22 protein-coding genes are annotated in these 17,918 nt (G+C 70.5%); 7 read left to right on the top strand and 15 right to left on the bottom strand.

All coding sequences use genetic code 11. The annotated features are described in order from the left end of the window. Positions 1-100: 100 nt before the first annotated feature. From OG972_RS18555 to OG972_RS18535, 5 genes are all read right to left on the bottom strand, one after another. Positions 101-1,165 (bottom strand): lipopolysaccharide assembly protein LapB, encoded by a 1,065-nt coding sequence (locus OG972_RS18555; protein ID WP_266982931.1) that lies wholly within the window; start codon positions 1,163-1,165, stop codon positions 101-103. Continuing rightward, positions 1,162-2,442 carry a 26S protease regulatory subunit gene (locus OG972_RS18550; RefSeq protein ID WP_266982929.1) on the bottom strand — a complete coding sequence of 427 codons (1,281 nt, stop codon included), beginning with the start codon at positions 2,440-2,442 and terminating at the stop codon, positions 1,162-1,164. Before OG972_RS18550 ends, OG972_RS18555 begins: the two co-directional genes overlap by 4 nt. A 74-nt stretch (positions 2,443-2,516) precedes the next feature. Next, a complete protein-coding gene (locus OG972_RS18545) occupies positions 2,517-3,107 on the bottom strand; it encodes a hypothetical protein (RefSeq protein ID WP_266982927.1) in 591 nt (196 codons plus the stop codon). 7 nt (positions 3,108-3,114) lie between these two features. Continuing rightward, complete coding sequence (locus tag OG972_RS18540; protein WP_266982925.1) at positions 3,115-3,303, bottom strand: DUF397 domain-containing protein; 189 nt, start codon at positions 3,301-3,303, stop codon at positions 3,115-3,117. After that, on the bottom strand, positions 3,300-4,076 hold the full coding sequence (locus tag OG972_RS18535) for a helix-turn-helix transcriptional regulator (RefSeq protein ID WP_266982923.1): 777 nt from the start codon (positions 4,074-4,076) through the stop codon (positions 3,300-3,302). Before OG972_RS18535 ends, OG972_RS18540 begins: the two co-directional genes overlap by 4 nt. A 117-nt stretch (positions 4,077-4,193) precedes the next feature. Here OG972_RS18535 and OG972_RS18530 point away from each other — a divergent pair, with 117 nt between their 5' ends. From OG972_RS18530 to OG972_RS18515, 4 genes are all read left to right on the top strand, one after another. Then, the gene (locus tag OG972_RS18530; protein WP_266982921.1) at positions 4,194-4,622 is read left to right on the top strand and encodes a hypothetical protein; all 429 of its coding nucleotides are present in this window, start codon (positions 4,194-4,196) and stop codon (positions 4,620-4,622) included. Between the two features lie 186 nt (positions 4,623-4,808). Next, positions 4,809-5,756 (top strand): hypothetical protein, encoded by a 948-nt coding sequence (locus tag OG972_RS18525; protein ID WP_266982919.1) that lies wholly within the window; start codon positions 4,809-4,811, stop codon positions 5,754-5,756. Positions 5,757-5,898: 142 nt separating this feature from the next. Further along, positions 5,899-6,534 (top strand): TetR/AcrR family transcriptional regulator, encoded by a 636-nt coding sequence (locus OG972_RS18520; protein ID WP_266990564.1) that lies wholly within the window; start codon positions 5,899-5,901, stop codon positions 6,532-6,534. A 7-nt stretch (positions 6,535-6,541) separates the two neighbouring features. Next, entirely contained in the window at positions 6,542-7,159 is a 618-nt protein-coding gene (locus OG972_RS18515; RefSeq protein WP_266982917.1) for a helix-turn-helix domain-containing protein, read from the top strand. A 21-nt stretch (positions 7,160-7,180) separates the two neighbouring features. On the opposite strand, the gene OG972_RS18510 is transcribed toward OG972_RS18515, so the two are convergent. After that, the gene (locus OG972_RS18510; protein ID WP_266982915.1) at positions 7,181-7,876 is read right to left on the bottom strand and encodes a GDSL-type esterase/lipase family protein; all 696 of its coding nucleotides are present in this window, start codon (positions 7,874-7,876) and stop codon (positions 7,181-7,183) included. 58 nt (positions 7,877-7,934) lie between these two features. Between OG972_RS18510 and OG972_RS18505 the strand changes: the two genes are divergently transcribed. Together OG972_RS18505 and OG972_RS18500 are read left to right on the top strand one after the other, a co-directional pair. Continuing rightward, positions 7,935-8,936 (top strand): WD40 repeat domain-containing protein, encoded by a 1,002-nt coding sequence (locus OG972_RS18505; RefSeq protein ID WP_266982913.1) that lies wholly within the window; start codon positions 7,935-7,937, stop codon positions 8,934-8,936. 79 nt (positions 8,937-9,015) lie between these two features. After that, positions 9,016-9,567, top strand: coding sequence for a GNAT family N-acetyltransferase (locus tag OG972_RS18500; RefSeq protein WP_266982911.1), 552 nt, complete (start codon positions 9,016-9,018; stop codon positions 9,565-9,567). On the opposite strand, the gene OG972_RS18495 is transcribed toward OG972_RS18500, so the two are convergent. Both OG972_RS18495 and OG972_RS18490 read right to left on the bottom strand, forming a co-directional pair. Beyond that, complete coding sequence (locus tag OG972_RS18495; protein WP_266982909.1) at positions 9,518-10,129, bottom strand: Uma2 family endonuclease; 612 nt, start codon at positions 10,127-10,129, stop codon at positions 9,518-9,520. The genes OG972_RS18500 and OG972_RS18495 overlap by 50 nt on opposite strands. A 107-nt stretch (positions 10,130-10,236) precedes the next feature. Continuing rightward, on the bottom strand, positions 10,237-10,740 hold the full coding sequence (locus OG972_RS18490; RefSeq protein ID WP_266982908.1) for a DinB family protein: 504 nt from the start codon (positions 10,738-10,740) through the stop codon (positions 10,237-10,239). Between the two features lie 84 nt (positions 10,741-10,824). Between OG972_RS18490 and OG972_RS18485 the strand changes: the two genes are divergently transcribed. Then, positions 10,825-11,235, top strand: coding sequence for a DUF4259 domain-containing protein (locus OG972_RS18485; RefSeq protein WP_266982906.1), 411 nt, complete (start codon positions 10,825-10,827; stop codon positions 11,233-11,235). Between the two features lie 65 nt (positions 11,236-11,300). On the opposite strand, the gene serC is transcribed toward OG972_RS18485, so the two are convergent. The 7 genes from serC to OG972_RS18450 all read right to left on the bottom strand — a co-directional run bounded on the left by serC (position 11,301) and on the right by OG972_RS18450 (position 17,868). Beyond that, positions 11,301-12,419 (bottom strand): phosphoserine transaminase, encoded by a 1,119-nt coding sequence (gene serC / locus OG972_RS18480; RefSeq protein WP_266982904.1) that lies wholly within the window; start codon positions 12,417-12,419, stop codon positions 11,301-11,303. Between the two features lie 94 nt (positions 12,420-12,513). Then, positions 12,514-13,722, bottom strand: coding sequence for a cytochrome P450 (locus tag OG972_RS18475; protein WP_266982902.1), 1,209 nt, complete (start codon positions 13,720-13,722; stop codon positions 12,514-12,516). Beyond that, on the bottom strand, positions 13,719-14,975 hold the full coding sequence (locus OG972_RS18470) for a cytochrome P450 (RefSeq protein WP_266982900.1): 1,257 nt from the start codon (positions 14,973-14,975) through the stop codon (positions 13,719-13,721). Before OG972_RS18470 ends, OG972_RS18475 begins: the two co-directional genes overlap by 4 nt. Beyond that, entirely contained in the window at positions 14,972-15,613 is a 642-nt protein-coding gene (locus OG972_RS18465; RefSeq protein ID WP_266982898.1) for an ATP/GTP-binding protein, read from the bottom strand. Before OG972_RS18465 ends, OG972_RS18470 begins: the two co-directional genes overlap by 4 nt. Then, positions 15,594-15,956 carry a DUF742 domain-containing protein gene (locus OG972_RS18460; RefSeq protein WP_266982896.1) on the bottom strand — a complete coding sequence of 121 codons (363 nt, stop codon included), beginning with the start codon at positions 15,954-15,956 and terminating at the stop codon, positions 15,594-15,596. Before OG972_RS18460 ends, OG972_RS18465 begins: the two co-directional genes overlap by 20 nt. Next, on the bottom strand, positions 15,953-16,411 hold the full coding sequence (locus tag OG972_RS18455) for a roadblock/LC7 domain-containing protein (protein WP_266982894.1): 459 nt from the start codon (positions 16,409-16,411) through the stop codon (positions 15,953-15,955). Before OG972_RS18455 ends, OG972_RS18460 begins: the two co-directional genes overlap by 4 nt. Beyond that, the gene (locus tag OG972_RS18450) at positions 16,408-17,868 is read right to left on the bottom strand and encodes a sensor histidine kinase KdpD (protein WP_266982892.1); all 1,461 of its coding nucleotides are present in this window, start codon (positions 17,866-17,868) and stop codon (positions 16,408-16,410) included. Before OG972_RS18450 ends, OG972_RS18455 begins: the two co-directional genes overlap by 4 nt. Between the last annotated feature and the right edge of the window lie 50 nt (positions 17,869-17,918).

The raw sequence follows: 17,918 nt of genomic DNA, 5'->3' as shown, positions 1-17,918 counted from the left end.
GGTGCGGCCAGGGGGTGATTGCGGGAATGCCCGCGGCCCCGCCTCCGAGCGGCGCGGCGCGCGGCTGATGCTCGGGCCCGGCACCAGAGGCACGCGGCCCCTACCGCGTGCGCGGCCGGTCGAACCAGATCGTCAGCAGCGTCGGGGCGAGCCCCACCCAGAAGATCACCTGCGGAACGCCCCGGTTCGTCCACGGCACCGCCGCGATCGCCACCGCGCAGAGCGTCCCCAGCACCGCCTGTACGAGCACCAGCCGCGCCCAGAACATCCGCCGCACCAGCGACCGCACGCTCAGTTGCACCCCCGCACGCAGCTTCCGGTAGCGCCGCCACGCGCCGAACGCCCAGACCACCCCGATCAACGCCAGCACGTAGAGCCGCCTGCCGAGCGGCAGCGGCAGGTCGGGAGCGTCCCCGTCGGACGGGAAGAGGTTGATCGCCGCGCCCGCCATCAGCAGGCTCAGCACGGCGAGCCACCGGGTGCCGCGCAGCATCTGGAACACCGCCCGGTCCAGTCCCAGCCGCAGCCCCGCCGAGCCCGGGTCGGCGGCCAGCGCCGACGCGTACACCTCGGCGCGCTGCTTCGGTTTCACCCCGGGCTTTGCGGCCTGCCGGTCCGCGTGCTCGCGCAGCGCCCATGCGTCGGTGGGGTCGATCCGCAGGGTCTCGCGCACCCCCAGCTCGACGAGGTCGCTCCGGCCATTGAGCAGGGCGGCCTTCCACAGCGCGTAGTACGCCCCGGTCTCCTCCGGGCTCAGCCGGACCGCTTCCTGCGCCGCCTGCAGCACCTCGGGCCAGCGCGGCTGCCAGGCACCGAGCGCCTCGGAGAGCGCGACGTACGACTGCCACATGTGCGGGGCGAGCCGCACCGCCTCCTGCGCCGCCGCGAGGGACTCGTCGGGGCGCGTGGTCCGGCGCATCCCGTAGGTCCGGACGATCAGCGCGTCGACGTACTCCGGGTCGATCGCCAGCGCCGCCCCGGTCGCCTCGATGACCTTGTCGTACTCCTTGACCCGCAGATGGCAGCGGGCCAGCTTCGCCCACGCGTGGACGTCCTCGGGGTCCTGGGCCAGCCGCCTCGCCAGCAGCGCCTTCGCCTCGTCGACGCGGTCGAGCGAGAGCAGCGCGGACGCCTGCTCGGTGAGGTCCTGTCCCGTGGCGCTCACAGTTTGCGCTTCCTCTTCAGATAGGCGAGCAACTCGTCGTACATCCCGCCCTCGTTGGCGAACATCGCCACATTGCGCGCCGAGGCGAACCAGGGGTCGGTGGACGGCCGGACTTCCTTCGCCGCGGCCAGCAGATCCTTCATATTGATCATCCGGACCGTGCCGGTACGGGTCGAGTCGAGCAGCGCCCGCTCGGACGCGGACTCGCAGAGGTGCGCCAGATCGGCGCCGGACAGGTCCTCGGTGACCTTGACCAGCTTGCCCAGGTCGACGGATTCGATCGGCCGGTCGCGCAGGTGGTAGCGGAGGATCGCCTCGCGCGCGGGCGCGTCCGGCGGCAGGACGAGCAGGGTGCGGTCGAGGCGGCCGGGACGCCGCAGCGCGATGTCCACGTCCCAGGGGACGTTGGTCGCGGCGAGCACGAACACGCCCTCGTTGGCCCCGTCGACGCCGTCGAGTTCGGTGAGCAGCTGGTTGACGGTGTTGCGCATCCCGCCGTGGTGCATACGGCTCCGCTTGGCGCCCAGCGCGTCCACCTCGTCGAGGAACAGCACGCACGGCGCCTGACGGCGGGCGGTCTCGAAGACCTCGTGCATGTTGCGCTCGGAGTTGCCCATCCACATGTCGAGCACGTCGTTGATGGACACGGACATGAAGCTCGCCCCGAGCTCTCCCGCGACGGCCCGCGCGATGAACGTCTTCCCGCACCCGGGCGGCCCGTACATCAACAGCCCGCCGCGCAGGCTCTTTCCGTACAGCCTGCCCAGCTCTGGGTTGCGCATGGGAGCGAGGAACGCGGCTTCGAGGCGCTCCTTGATCTCGTGCATGCCGCCGACGTCGGCGAGCGTCACGGAACCAGGGGTGTCGACCTCCCAGGTGGTGGCGTCGCCCGGGGCGCCCTGACCGTCCACCGGGACCGGCGTCTCGGGAGTCTCGGATGTGACGAAGCGGGGCGGCACGGCGCCCCTGATCTCGTCCTCGGCGGCACGCCAGTCGAACCCGGTCGGTGCCGCGGGTGCCTCAGGTGCGGTGGGTGCTGTGGGCGCCTGGGGTGCCTCCGGGGCGGGGGCGGGCATGCCCATCGCCCGGACCATGAGTGCCCGCGCGGCGGAGTCGCCCGGCGCATGCTGAAGCGCGACGGCAGCCTCGGCGACGGCGGCGTCGCTCAGCCCCTCGCCGAGCAACAACTCGGCGAGATGCAGCCGAAGAGGCACGTCGGAGGGCGCCGCGGCAACGGCGGTACGCAGACTCTGGATCAGCGGGGACTCGTTGGACATGCCGACACCCTACGGAGCCGGCGCGACAGGCGGCCCACAGGGCTGCCGCCTCTCGGCCACGGCCACGCGCACGCTCACCAGCCGGTCACGGCCTCGCCCAGCACTTCGCCGCCGATCTGCGCGGCCAGCCATTGAGCCCGGTCGAGGTCACCGAACTTCGTCACGTGCACGAAGACGGTGTGGGTGTCGGCCCACCGTTCCCAGTCGCTGTCGTCGCTGTTGAAGACGGCCTGGACACCGTCGTACTTCGGGCTTCCGAATGACCTGAGCGCGGGGTCGTCCGGCCATCGGCCCGTCCAGCCGACCGTTGCCGGGCCTTTGCCCAGAGCACGCACGAATGACGCCTCGACGCCTCCGCTCGCGACCTCATCATTCAGCAACAACGGCAGCAAGGGTTCCAGCTCGACGGGGTCCACGGGCAGCGTCCGCCCCGTGAAGAAGAGGTAGTCGCCGGTGACCGGATCCGTGAGCGCTCGGTCCGGGTCGTAGGACACCTCCGACAACAGCTTCAGCATGAGCTGCACGTCCGCCACCGTCCGCAATTCCGCGCTCACATGCGCATCGGCGTCCCGCGAGTCGAGGAGAGCGCACAGCCGCTGCGCCTGTGCGTACGCGTCGAGCGGGTCGCTGCTGCGGTAGACGGGATACGCCCGGGAGCTGCCCATCAGCCGGTCAGGCGTCGCCCTCGCCGACGTACCCGAGGAAGGCGGTCCAGGCGGTGGGGGAGAGGGCGAGGGCGGGGACGGTGAGGTCCTTGGAGTCGCGGACGTGGACGGTGTGGGGGCAGGTGGCGACCTCGATGCAGTTACCGCTGCCCTCGCCGCTGTAGCTGGACTTGAACCAGTTGAGGTCGCTCCTCATAGTTCCTTCGCCACCTGTTCGATCAGCTTCCTGGATTCTTCGGGGCTGAGAGCCTGTGCCCGCAGAATGCCATACCTGCCGAACAGGTTTCCCAGTTCAGGTTGTTCGCTGATGAGGAAGTTTCGGTTCTGAACTTCGAGGTAGGCGAGCTGGCGGCGTTCCTTGGTTTCCAGGAGGACGAACGGTCCGCTGAGCCCGGCATGGGTCTCCCGGTGCGGTGACAACACCTGCATGTGAACGTGCCGTAGCTGCTCGACATCGAGGATGTGCTGGAGCTGATGTTTGTATACTTTGCGGCCGCCGAGGGGGTGGGTGAGCGCACTGAGTTCCAGGACAAAGCTGATGTCCGGCGTGGGTTTTCGGGTCAGAAGGCTCTGACGTGCCAAGCGGGACGTCACTCTGCCCTCGACCTCTTCATCGTCGATGGGCGGATGGGCACCGCTAAAGACGACGCGGGCATAGTCCTCCGTCTGCAACAGGCCGGGCACTACATGCGTCTCGTACTCGTGCCTGGCAGATGCCGTGGCTTCCTCCTCGGCGAACGGCTCAAACCAGGAAGCCAAGTGGCTGAACGTGAGATCTTCCGCCGCCGCCAGCAGTGCACCGTGTGCACCCAGCACCTCGTCCGCCCGCGCGATGAATTCTCCCTTCGGCGGCCGCTGCCCCCGTTCCACCATCGCCACCTGCGACTTCGAGAAGCCGACCTTCAGCCCCAGGGCCTCCTGCGACAGCTCCGCCCGCTCCCGGAAGAAGCGCAATAGCGTCCCGAACATCTGGGCGTTGCCGCCCCCTTGGCCACCGGAGTGCACAACTCACCTCCCGAGTGCACAACAGTGCACAGACGCCTTGTGTCCCTGGTCACGGTACGTGTGGGGCGCGACGCTTTCCGTATGGAACGGGAAAGTTCACTGGACCCGGTGCCCTCGTGGGTACCTGCGAGCGGGCACGCCCTTCGGCATGCGGGCATCCACTTCGACGCCGTACGGATCGGCGGCCTGCGGGGCGAGCAAGTCGCGTACGAGATCATGCAGTTCACCGACTTCCGGGCGGGCCCCATCGTGCGCTCGCGGATCGGGGCGCGGAGCATGTATTTCCTGTTGTCGCCGCAAACCGCGCGTGCCTACCGCTGGCCGGCCGGTGCGGAGGTGATGAGCCGGGACGGGCGGGCGGCGGCGTTCGTCGGGGTGCCCGCGCTGCATGGGCTGACCTGGCCGCTGGATTGGCGCTCCCTGCCCACACCCGAGAATCCGTTTGTGGACGCAGAACTGCTGCACAAACTGGCGGTGGGTGTGCTGACGGATGAGGCGGAGGTCTCCTGAAGGGGCCCTCACGACAGGTGCGTTGCCGGGTGCAATGTCCGTTTGCGTGGTGAAGCGGGAGTCGGGTGCGGTACGGTGACGTCGTCATCACGCTCTGTATGCGGCCGCATACGGGGCGGCCCCCGGCGGTGCTACCAACACCGGTCCGGAGGCCTTCACCCACGAGTGGTCTAGAGGTCCACCGGGATGCTTTGGCATGCTATCGCGCCGTCTCGGCGCTTCACGAAGGCTTCGCACGACGTGGTGCGTCATCCGCGTCTGAACAGTGACGCGAAGATTCTCCTCCTGTACGTGCAGGGGCTCCCCGAAGGCCTGGCCGACAAGCCGCTCAGCGAGCATGCGCGGCAGCTGGGGATCACGGGGCGGGCCTATCAGAGGGCGAAGAGGATGCTGGTCGAGGACGGGTTCCTGCACGAGTGGCATCAGCAGAACGACCGGGGTCGGTGGGTGACCGTACAGCTCTTCGCCAACTCCCCGGTCACGGGTGCGGCGGCGGCCGAGCTCCGGGACGGGTGGGGTGTCGAGGTGCCACCGAGTGCGCAGAAGCGGACGGTCGATCAGCCGAGGGGTCGGGTGGCCGGTGGCTATACACCGGTAGAGGAAGAACTGGGGAAGAAATCGTCCCACCCACCCACCGAAGCGGAGCCCGAAGCTGAATCCGCGCCGGAAGTGGCCGAGGGCGAGCGGGTGTTGCTTTCGTTGCGGCATGCGCACCGGGAGCTGCATCTGGGGGCGCGGGAGGCACGGGGTCTCGCGGAGGCCGCCGCCGAGTGGTTGCGGCGCGGAGTCACGGCTGCCGATCTGCGGCGGGCGCTGACCAGTGGGCTGCCCGAGAGCGGGGTGCGATCCGCAGTGGGGTTCCTGCGGCACCGTCTCGTGCAGAAGCTCCCGGAGGCGGTACCGCCACCCACCGTCGAGGCCCGGTCGGCGCCGCGTGTGGCCGAGCTGGTGGTCTGCGAGGGGCCCGGCGACGATCACGTGTTCCGGCCCGTGGGGGACGAGACGCACTGCGGTCCGTGTCGCGGGGAGGGCGCCCGGGCGTACTGGGCCGCCGCGTACGCGGAGCAGCCTTCCCATACCCCGTGGCGGGACCGCGTCGCCGCCCTTGCCGCGAGCCCAACGGAGACGACCTGACTGACGTCGTCGTCCGGCGACGCGCCGCTGCCGTGGGTGTGGCGGATCCGCCGCTGTCGGGGCGGAGCGAGGACAATGACAGCGACTCCGGGCCGACGAAGGAGGACCTGTGGTGAATGCCGTGGTGAGCCGCGGAACAGGGATGACCGAGTCCGCCGAGGACCGGGCGCAGTGGCGTGGCCGGCTCCTGCGGGCCGGGCGGGACCTGTTCGCCGCGTACGGCTACGCGCACACGACTGTCGAGCAACTCTGCGCCGAGGCGCGCGTGCCGATTCGCGCGTTCCATCAGCATTTCACCTCCCGGGAGGCGCTGTTGATCGCGCTGTACGACGAGGTGGCGACCAGCGGACTGCGCGCGTCCGAGGAGGCGATGCTCTCCGACGACATGGAGGAGTGCGCGACGGAGGAACGGTTCCGTCGCCTCTTCGCCGCCTATGTGCGCGGGGTCACCGCTGATCCGCGGGCCGCACGGGTGGCGTTCGTCGAGGCGCTGGGCGTGAGCCGCACCGTCGACGACCATCTCGCGATGTGGCGGACGATGTGGTCCGAGTTCCTGACCTGTGAGGCCGAGCGTGCCGCCGAGCGGGGTGAGGTGGGTGACGGGGACCAGCGGGTCGCGGTCACGGTGATGACCCACTCGGTCGAGGAACTCCTCGCCCACCACGCCCGCCGCCCCCGCCAGGTCACGCCCGACTGGCTGACCGAAGAGCTCACGCGGCTCTCCCTGACCATGCTCGGCTCGCCCTGCACCGCGCCCGCTCTCCCGTACGGCGAATAATGGGGAGATGGGAGACGGAGCGAAGGCGGATGCGGATGCCGGCGATGAGTTCGCCGCCGTCCTGACCGGGGTCGGGTCGCGCCTGAGGACCCTGCGCCGGGAGCGCGGCACGACCCTCGCCCAGCTGGGCGAGATGACCGGGATCTCGGTCAGTACCCTCTCCCGCCTGGAGTCGGGCGGCCGCAAACCCACCCTGGAACTGCTGCTGCCACTGGTCAAGGCGTACGGGGTCGCGCTCGACGAACTCGTCGGAGCCCCCGCCACCGGCGACCCTCGGGTCCACATGCGCCCCTTCACCCGCGGCGGCAGAAAATTCATGCCGTTGACCCGCCACCTCGGTGGCCTCCAGGCGTACAAGATGGTGCTGCCCGGCGGGCGAGGGGCGACCGGGCCCCTGGAGCAGCGGACGCACGAGGGCTACGAGTGGTTGTACGTGCTGGCGGGGCGGCTGCGGCTGGTGCTGGGTGAGCACGATGTCGTACTGACCACCGGGGAGGTCGCCGAGTTCGACACGCGTACGCCCCATGCCTGGTCCAGCGCGGGGCCTGAACCGGTCGAGATTCTCAGCCTGTTCGGGCCGCAGGGCGAACGGATGCATGTGCGGGCCCGGCCCACCAAGAAGTGAGGGCACCGGGGCGGCCGGGCGTCACGTTTCCGTGCGGCCGCCCGCGTACGGCCCGCCCACGCCCCACGCCTGGTGCATCGCGTCGGCGAACGTCGCGGCCAGCTTCTGCTCGCCCGTGGGACCGGGGTGCGTGCCGTCGTACGTGTCCGTGTGGATGTCGTACCCGGCCGGGCGCGACGCCAGCAGGATCGGTGACATCGGCTCGTCGAGGTCGGCGACCGCCTTTGCGAGGAGCTCGTTGAAGCGGTCGCACTCCGCGGCGAACGGGGCGTCCGACTCGGCCCGTATGTTCGGGATGACCGGCAGGAGTACGGCCTTGATGTGCGGGTTCGCGGTGCGGGCGGCCGCGACGAACGCGCGGGCGTTCTCGGCGGTCTGCCCGCTGTCCGTGTAGAAGCCGAGATCTATCAGGCCGAGCGAGACGAGCAGCACGTCGGCACGCGTCGCGGTGACCGTGTCCGCGATCACCGGGGCCATGTGCAGCCATCCCTCTCCCCAGCCCGCCAGATGGCGGCGGGCCGGGGCGGGGAAATCCGGGGCGCCGTACGCGTACGAGACCGGGGTGTTCGTCGCGGTGTCGTACAGCTCGGTCCGGGGACCGACGATCTCGTACGGACCGTCGAAAGCCGCTTCGAGGTGCTGCCACATGCGGTAGCGCCAGGTGAAGTCGCCGGCGCGGCCGATGGTCATGGAATCGCCGACGAACAGAAAACGCATGGCGTCATCATGGCGGATCAACGCGCGGAGCTGCGACGTGACGATGGACACTTGGTCCATGCGTTCGTATCTGACAGTCACCGGTGCCGCCGCGCTGTTCGTCCTCGCCGGCGCGGCAGCCGCGCCGGCCACGGCCGACGACGGGTCCGCCGACCGCAGCTTCACCATCGAGGACCCCCGGATCACCGAGTCCAGCGGCCTCGCCGCGAGCCGCGTCCACCCGGGCATCTACTGGACGCACAACGACAGCGAGGACGGGCCGTACGTCTACGCCGTCGACTCCCGGACCGGGAAGACCGTCGCGACGATCACCATGCGCGGGGTCGGCGCGCCGCGCGACGTGGAGGCGATCTCGCTCGGACCCGACGGCAACCTGTACGTCGGCGACATCGGCGACAACCTGAACGGCAGCTGGGACCACGTCTGGATCTACCGGTTCCCGGAGCCGAAGGTGCTGAAGGACGCGACGGTCCGGGCGACCCAGTTCGACGTGAAGTACGCGGACGGAGCACGCAACGCCGAGGCGCTGATGGTCCACCCGAAGACCGGCCGGGTCTACATCGCCTCGAAGAACGAGGACGGCGGCGGACTGTACGAAGGACCCGCCGAGCTCTCCACCGGACGGACCAATGTGTTCCGGCGGGTCGGCGAGGTGCCGTGGGTGACGGACGGGGCGTTCTCGCCGGACGGGAAGGAACTGGTGCTGCGGTCCTACTTCAGCGCCCGTGGCTACGCGTTCAAGGACGGGCGGCTCGGCGCCGACCACCCGGTCCATGCGCCGTTGCAGGGACAGTCCGAGTCGGTGACGTACACGGCGGACGGCTCGGCACTGATGTTCGGCTCGGAGGGCGCGCGGAGCGAGGTGGTACGGGTGGACATCGCAGGCGCGGACGGGAGCGGCGGCGACTCCAAGTCGCCGTCGAAGGACGGTGGCGCGTCGGCCGCCGGTGGGGCAGGCGGGGGCGACAGCGAGGTGAAGGGCAGCACACTGGTGGGAGCGGTGGTGCTCGCCGCCGTGGGCGCACTCGTCTTCATGAACCGGCGCCGCAAGCGCGGCTGACCCTTCGCGCCCGAGTCCATCGGCGCACGTCCCGGGGCCGGAGCCATCCGGTGACGCGCCGCACGTAAGGTCGGGCGCTATGACGAACCAGGGGCCCGAGGCCTTCTCGACCGAGCGGCTCGACGCACTGCCGCTGCGAGCCGTGCACGCCGACGAGATGGCGGCGGTACTCGCCGACCCGGCCCTGCACACGTACACGGGCGGCGCACCGGAGGACCTGGACACACTCCGGGCCCGCTACGTCCGCTGGGAAGCCGGCTCGCCCGACCCTGCCGAACACTGGTGGAACTGGGTACTCCGGATACGCGCCGACAGTCGTCTCGTGGGCTGGGTCCAGGCCACGGTGGCGGGCCCCCGGGCCGAGACCGCCTGGGTCGTCGGCACCGAGTGGCAGGGCCTGGGCTATGCGAAGGAAGCGGCGGCCGGGCTGGTGGCACACCTGCTGGCCGGGGAAGCGGTCCGTACGGTCGTCGCCCACATCCACCCCGACCACACCGCGTCCGCCGCGGTGGCCGCGGCGGCGGGACTCGTGCCCACCGACGAGTGGGAGGACGGGGAGCGGCGGTGGCGCCGCCCGGACGTCACTTCCGGCGCTGCCCGGCCTCCAGCAGATCCGCGACGTCGAGCGTGACCTCCGCGCCGATGGAGGCGGGGAGGGTGACCTGCTGTCCGGGGGCGTACACCTGGTGGCTGTCGTACCCGTCGGCGAGGGGATCGGTCAGGACGTGGACCCGGCCGTGCTTGCGGTTGACGATCACATAGACGGGGATCTTCGCCTCGGCGTATGCGGTGACCTTGTTGCGCAGGTCGTTGTTGTAGTTGCTGGAGGTGACCTCAAGGACGAGGCGGAAAACAGCAGGGTCGTAGCAGTTGTTCTCGATCACATGCTCGTCGAGATCGGCGTCGACGATGGAGAGATCGGGGATCGCGTAATCCTCGGGCCCGCCGGGAAGCCACAAGCCGATCCCCTGGAGGATCCGGGACTCCTCGCCGTGAAGGCCGGCGGCCAGGAAGGGGATCATGAGCGTGGTCAGCGTACTTGCATGCGGGCCGTCCGGGGGTGGGGCCACGGTGACAACGCCTCCGATGATCTCGACGCGGTAGCCCGGATGCTGCTCCATCAGCCAGTTGGCCGTTTCGAGCAGGGATTCCGGTTCACCGTCACAGGGGTGCTCGACTGCTGCTGCAGACATTGCGGGCCTCCTGGTGGGTGGTGTCGAGAGCATCATCGTAGGACGGTGCACCCCCACATGTCCTTTTGGTGATCGTCCACTCGGTCGAGTGAACGAGGCGGCCGGGCCTATGCGGAGGCGCTCTGCGGGTGGGTGCCCGTCGCCCCGTCGATCAGTTCGCGGACGATGTCCATGTGCCCGGCGTGCCGCACGACGTCCTCCAGCATGTGGATGAGCACCCAGCGCATCGACACCTTCCGCCCGTCCCATGCCGTACCGATCGTGTCGAGCGGGATCTCCTCTATCGCCCGGTCCGCGGCGGCGCGGGCGCGCGCGTAGAAGGCCAGGATGTCGGCGGTCGTCTCGTCCGGGGCGACCGTCATGTCCTCCGTGTACGCGTCGAACCAGAGCTTCTCCGTCTCACGGCCGAACGGCGTGCAGAACCAGCCGTACTCGACGGTCGCCAGATGCTTGACCAGGCCCAGCAGATTCGTGCCCGTCGGGGTCATCGGGCGGCGCAGCTGCTCGTCGTCGAGGCCGTCGAGCTTCCACAGCACCGCGTCGCGGTGCCGGTCGAGGGCGATGTGCAGGGAGTCCTTCTCGCCGCCGGTGTACGGCACGGTCTTCGTCATGGGAGGACCGTAACAACGGGCACTGACAGGCCTGTTGTCAGTGGTGGTTGCGAGGATGGCCGGACCGTCGAAGAAGGGGGCGCCATGGGCACCTGGGACATCGGTCATTTCGACAGCGACACCGCAGCGGACTTCTCGGGGGATCTCGACGACGCCCCGCGGAACAAGCGGGCTGAGCTGATTCGCGACGCGCTGACGGCCGTCGTCGGGACCACGGACTATCTGGACTCCGACGACGCCGTCGTGGCCGTGGCGGCGGCCGCCCTGGTGGCCGCGCGGTGCCCGGGCGGGGAGCCCGTGACGACGGCGTACGGGCCGGACGAGCCGCTCCCCGAGCTGCCCGTGGAGCTGCGGCGCCTCGCGGTTCAGGCCCTCGACCGCGTGGTGACCGAGCCGTCCGAGCTGCTGGAGCTGTGGAGCGAGGGCGGGCACGAGGAGCCGTGGAAGGAAGGGATCGGCCGGCTCCGGGCGGTCCTGGCGGAGGCGGCGGGGTGAGCAACGGCGAGGGGCCCCCGGTACGGATCCGTACCGGGGGCCCCTCGGAGGCGTACAGCTGCTTGTTACAGCTTCTCGATCACGTAGTCGATGCAGGCCGTCAGGGCCAGCACGTCCGCCGGGTCGATCGCCGGGAACATCGCGACACGCAGCTGGTTGCGGCCCAGCTTGCGGTACGGCTCCGTGTCGACGATGCCGTTGGCGCGCAGCACCTTGGCGACCGCCGCGGCGTCGATCTCGTCCGAGAAGTCGATCGTGCCGATGACCGCCGAGCGCTTCGCCGGGTCGGCGACGAACGGGGTCGCGTACTTCGACTCCTCGGCCCAGCCGTACAGGTTCCGCGCCGACGCGGCGCTGCGGCCGGTCGAGAAGTCCAGGCCACCCTGGCTGTTGAACCAGGTCAGCTGCTCGTTCAGGAGGAACAGCGTGGCCAGGGCCGGGGTGTTGTACGTCTGGTTCTTGAGGGAGTTGTCGATCGCCGTCGGCAGCGAGAAGAACTCCGGGATGTGCCGGCCGGACGCGTGGATGCGCGCGGCGCGCTCCAGGGCCGCCGGGGAGAACACGGCGATCCACAGGCCGCCGTCGGCGGCGAAGACCTTCTGCGGCCCGAAGTAGTAGACGTCCGTCTCGGTGATGTCGACCGGCAGACCTCCCGCGCCGGAGGTGGCGTCCACCAGGACCAGGGAGCCCTCGTCGGCACCGGCGACGCGGTTGATCGGCATGGCGACACCGGTCGACGTCTCGTTGTGCGTGAACGCGTAGACGTCGACACCCGCCTCCGCCTGCGGGTCCGGGTGGGTGCCCGGGTCGGAGGCGATGACGCTCGGGTCGGCGAGCCACGGGGCGAGCTTGGCGGCCTTCGTGAACTTCGAGGAGAACTCACCGAAGTTGAGGTGCTGGGACTTCGTCTCGATCAGACCGTGCGTCGCGATGTCCCAGAAGGCGGTGGAGCCGCCGTTGCCCAGGATCACCTCGTAGCCCTCGGGGAGGGAGAAGAGGTCGCGTACACCCTGACGCACCGAGCCGACCAGGTTCTTGACCGGGGCCTGGCGGTGGGACGTACCGAGAAGAGACGTTCCGGTGGCGGCCAGCGCGTCGAGCGCCTCCGTCCGCACCTTGGAAGGACCGGCGCCGAAGCGTCCGTCGGAGGGCTTGATGTCAGCGGGAATCTGGATATCGGCCACGAACCGGAGCGTAGTACCTCATGGGCACGGTCGAGCGCCGTGTCCGTCGGATGAGACACCCGCTCCGGCGTATGGACCACATCGCGCGGCGGGGTCAGCCCAGTTCGACCGGCAGGTCGTACAGGTCGTTCTGGGTGACGATCGGCTTGTTCCGCAGCTCGGAGGCCGGGACGGCGAGCTCCAGCTCCGGAAACCGCTCGTACAGCGCGGGCAGCGCCACTCCCGCCTCCAGCCGGGACAGCGCCGCGCCCGGGCACACGTGCGGGCCGTGGCCGAAGGCGATGTGGCGGTTGGGGGAGCGGGTGATGTCGAAGTCACCGGCGGTCGGCCCGTACTGCGCCTCGTCGCGGCCCAGCGCGCCGAAGGAGACGATCAGCGCCTCGCCCTTCGGCAGCACCGTGTCGCCGACCTCGACATCCTCCGTGGCGAACCGGATCAGCACGTGCGAGGTGGGAGTGTTCCAGCGCAGGGTCTCCTCGATCACGTTCTCCCACGGCACCTCCCCGCTGAGCACCTGCTTGCGCTGCTCCGGGTGGGTCTGGAGTGCGACGACCGCGTTCACGATCAGACTGATCGTGGTCTCGTGGCCCGCAGCGATGATCAGCTGGAGGGTGTTGACGATCTCCTCGTCGGTGAGGTGGTCGCCGTCCTCGGAGGCCGCGATCAGGGCGCTGGTCAGGTCGTCGCCCGGGTTCTCCCGCTTGGAGTCGACGATCCTCGTGAAGAGCGTGCCGAGGTCCGCCATCATCTGCGGGACCTCCTCCGGCGGCGTCTGCGTCGAGAAGAACTTCTCGAACAGCTCCTTCAGCCGCGGGTGGTCGGCGCCGTCCACACCCATCAGCTCGCTGATCACGTTCATCGGCAGCGGGTACGCGAACTCGGCCTTCAGGTCGACCTGCTCGCCCCGGGGCAGTGCCGCCAGCCGGTCCAGGCTCGCCGTGGTCAGCGCCTCGATACCGGCCCGCAGCCGTTCCACCCGCTTCACCGTCAGCGCCTGCGCGACCAGGGTGCGCAGCCGGCGGTGGTCCGCGCCGTCGACGGTGAGCATGGAGCGGCCCGGGTTGGCGAGGCCGATCAGCGGCCAGTCCATGGGTATCTCGCCGCGCTGCCAGGCGCCCCAGACGTTGATGTCCTTCACGATCCGGCTGTCGGTGAGCAGCTGGCGTGCCTCGGCGTGGTGGGTGACCGCGTAACAGTGCACCCCGCCCGGCAGCTCCACCTCGGCGAGGGGACCCGCCGCGCGCAGCCGGGCGCTCTCGCCGTCGAGATCGGCGACGAAGGGGTCGAGGGCGATGCGGGTCATCTCTGGCCTCCAAGGGCGGGGGTGGGGGTGAAGGTCACCGGCAGGTCGGTCAGACCGCGCAGCCAGGGGGACGGGCGACGGGTGAGCTGCTGCGCGGGGACGGCGAGGTCGATGTCCGGGAGCCGGTCGAGGAGCACCTCGATGCCGGTACGGGCGATGACCTCGGCGGTCTCCTGGGCGGGGAACGGGCAGCGGTGCTCGCCGTGGCCGAAGGAGAGGAACGCGTTGTTGCCGCCGGTCAGCGAGGAGCCGTCGGTGCGGACCTGCGGGTCCGCGTTGGCGGCGGCGATGCCGAGCAGCAGCAGGTCGCCCGCCTGGATGTGACGCCCGCCGATGTGGGTGTCGCGCGACGCCCAGCGGCCCGCGACGTTCTGCGTCGGGGTGTCCTGCCAGAGCACCTCGTTCATCGCCTCGGCGACGCTGTGCCGGCCGCCCGACAGCGACGCGGCGAACCGGTCGTCGGTGAGCATCAGCCGCAGTGAGTTGCCCATCCAGTCGGCGGTCGGCTGGTGGCCCGCCGCCATCATGACCATGAGGTCCTGGGCGACCTCCTCGTCGGTGAAGCCGCCGGTGTCGGCGAGCATCCGGGTCGCGACGTCGTCACCGGGCTCGGCGTGCTTGTCGGCCAGCAGCTGGATCATCGACGTGGCGAGGTGCTGCTGCCCGGCGAGGGCCCGTTCCCGGCCGTCGATCATGTCGTTGATCGAGCCGACGAGTGCGTGACCGATGGTGTCGCCGAAGCCGTAGATCTTCGCCAGGACGAGGGCGGGGAGCAGCATCGCGTAGTCGGCGATGATGTCGGTTGCGCCCTTGGTGCAGAACCCGTCGACGAGCGTGTCGGCGAACTCCTCCGCGTACCGCTTGAGCGCGAACGGGTCGACCGCCTCCAGCGCGTTGCTGATCATCGCGGCGCGCTCGGTGTGGCGCGGGCCGACGGTGTAGAGGATCGACGGCTGCTTGTGGCCGATCATCGGCAGCAGCGGCCAGTCGTCCGGGATGCGGTCCCACTGGTTCCACAGGTCGGAGTCGCGGCTGAACAGCACCGGGTCGCCGGTGAGCTGGTGCAGTTCGCGGTAGCCGAGCACCAGCCAGGCGGGGATGTCGCCGTCCAGGACGACGGGCGCCACGGCCCCGTGGTCGCGGCGCATCTCCCGGTACAGCGTGGTCGGTTCGGTCTGGAACCGGGGGCCGGAGAGCGGCGCGCGTCCGTGGTTCACGGGGCAGCCGGAGGGCGGCGCCGGGGGCTGGGTCACGAGGTGGGCTCCGGGGTCTTCTCCGGTGTGGTCTCCGGACGGGCGGCGGACGTTGTGCCGAGCGCGAGGGCATGGAGGTGCTCGACCAGCGTGATCAGTACGTACTTGCTGGACGAGCGGTCCCGGGCGTCGCACTCCACCAGCGGCACGTCGTCCGACAGGTCGAGCGCCTCACGAATCTGCTGTTCGGTGTGGAGCGGGCCGCCGAAGTCGTTGCACGCCACGATGAACGGCGTGCCGTGGTGCTCCAGGCGGTCGATCGCGTACCAGGAGTCGGCGAGCCGGCGGGTGTCGACGAGGACGACGGCGCCGAGCGTGCCCGAGAACAGCCGGTCCCACAGGAACCAGAAGCGTTCCTGGCCGGGTGCGCCGAAGAGGTAGAGCACCGAGCGTTCGTCGAGGGAGATCCGGCCGAAGTCGAAGGCGACGGTCGTGGACGTCTTCGACTGCACACCGTCGAGGTGATCGACGGCCTCGCCCGCGCGGGTCATGGTCTCTTCCGTGTTCAGCGGACGGATCTCGCTGACGGAGCGGACCATGGTGGTCTTGCCGACCCCGAAGCCGCCGACGACGACGATCTTCAGTCCGTTGTCGGCCGTCGCCTGCAGGGCGGCACGGTCAGAGGTTGCGGAGTCCAACGAGCACCTGTTCCAGGATGTCGGGGTCGGGGAGCCGGTCCGCGACACGGGCGGTACGGGGGTGACGGGCGCTGATCCGGCCGGTGTCCAGCAGGTCGGACAGCATGATCCGGACGATGCTGACGGGCAGCCCGAGCCCCGCCGCGATCTCGACGACCGCGGTGGGGCTCTGGCACATCCGCAGGATCGTGACGTGCTCCGACTGCATGCCAGGGGCCGGCTCGCATTCGGAGACCACCAGCGTCACCAGGTCGAACGCGTCCGAATCGGACCGGCTGCGGCCACCGGTGAGGGTGTACAGCCGGTCCGGGTCGTCGTCCCGGCCGGGACGGGGGCGGGTCATACGGCCGCGGTCGCGTCGGCGGCTGCGGTGGCGTCGGACGGTGCTTCGGAGGCCGCGGCGGAGCGCGGCGGGGCGCTCAGGTGCTCGCCGAGCTGCTCGACGAGTTCGCTCATGTTGTGGCCGATGAGGCCGACGTCGGAGTCCTCCGAGGCGACGACCGCGAGATGGGCGCCCGCGCCCGCCTCGACGATGAACAGCACGCCGCCGTAGAACTCGGCCATCGCGGACCGTACGCCGCCGGTGCCGTCACCGAACTCGACGGAGGCGCCGTGCGACAGGCTCTGGATGCCGGCCGAGATCGCGGCCAGCTGGTCGGCCTGATCGACGGAGAGCTCGGGGGTACGGCAGAGCTTGAGGCCGTCCCTGGACAGGACGAGGGCGTGCCGGGTACCGGGGGTGCGCTCCAGGAGCCCCTCCAGCAGCCAGTTGAGCTTCTCGTCGGTGGTCGCGGTCATCGGGTGTTGCCTTCCGGGTGCGGGGGATTGGGCCGTACTGCCTGGCGGAAGCTGCTGAAGCGGGCTGCCTGTTCCTTGGGGTCGGAAGTACGGGGCCGGGGAGTTGCGGCGGCGCCGGGGGCGGCGCCGTTGGCGTTGTTACGGGATTCGGCGGCGGCGAGGGTACGGCCCCGGGTGCGCTTGGGGAGGCCGCTCTCGCCGAACCGGGGGAGGCTGCCGGTGGTCTCGGACGCGGAGCCGGAGCCGGTCTCCGTGTTCGCGGGGACGGGCTCGGCGGCCGGGGCGGGGGCGGGCGTGGGGACGGGCTCCGGTTCCGTCGCCGGGACGGTCACCGGTGTCCGGGTGATCAGTTCCTGCGGGAGCATCATCAGGGCGCCCGTGCCGCCGCGCGCGGACGGCCGGAACGAGACCGTCAGGCCGTGCTTGCGGGCCAGTCGGCCCACGACGGCGAGACCGAGGCGGGTGCCGGACAGGCCGGTCAGGTCCTGGTTGGAGGCCGACACCGCACGTTCGGCGCGCCGCAGCTGCACATCGCTCATCACCAGACCGCTGTCCTCGACGGTGAGGACGATGCCGGCAGGCACCTCCTCGACGTACACATGGACTTCCGCGGTGGGCGGCGAGAAGTTGGCGGCGTTGTCGAGGAGTTCGGCGAGCGCGTGCATGACGCCCTCGGCGGCGTGACCGGCGATCGCGACGTCACTGGTCGAGTGGAGACGTACCCGCTGATAGCCGCTGATCCGGCCCATCGCGCCGCGCAGGATGGACTCCATCACGATCGGCTTCGCCCAGCGCCGCCCGGAGCGGGCACCGGTCAGCACGGCGATGGAGTCGGCCAGCCGGCCCGCCTGGGCGGTGCGGTGGTCCAGGTGCAGCAGATCGCCGAGGATGTCCTCGGAGGAATGCCGGTGCTCCATGTCGCGCAGGTCGGCGAGCATGCTGGTGGCGAGCGCCTGCATCCGTCCGGCGGCGTTGGCGCAGGCGGCGATCGCGGCGGAGCGCTCGGTCTCGCTGCGGGCCACGCGCGCGCTCAGCCGCTCGACCTCGTCGTGCAGCCGGTCGCCCAGCCGCTTGACCTCGTCTTCCAGCCGGGCGGTCTCCGCGGCGGCCAGCTCGGTGATCCGCGCGTTCTCGGCCGCCGCGACGGCCTTGATCCTGGCCGCCTCCGCGGTGAACCGCTGGGCGTCGGCCGCGGACGTCGACACCAGTCGCGAGGTCTCGGCGGTGAACCGCTGGGCCTCGACGGCGTTGTGCGCGCGGAGCAGGCGCGTGGTGGCCCGGGCGTGGACGGCGACGGCCACGGCGACGGACAGCAGCAGGGCGGCGGCGCCCGCCCCCCAGGACAGCGGGGTTCTGACCGAAGCAGGGGCAGCGAGGACCGCCCACAGGCAGCAGGAACCGGTGACGGCCGCCGAGACCAGCAGGGCCAGTGCGGTCGGCCGGGATGTGGGGCGCAAGCGGAGTCCTCGGGGGCGGACGGCGACGGACAGAGGGTGGATCCGGACAC

This window comes from Streptomyces sp. NBC_01669, assembly GCF_026339735.1.
GTDB classification, from domain to species: domain Bacteria; phylum Actinomycetota; class Actinomycetes; order Streptomycetales; family Streptomycetaceae; genus Streptomyces; species Streptomyces yanii.
Note: the sequence above shows the minus strand (reverse complement) of the source record. Positions and strands in the feature narration are given on the sequence as shown.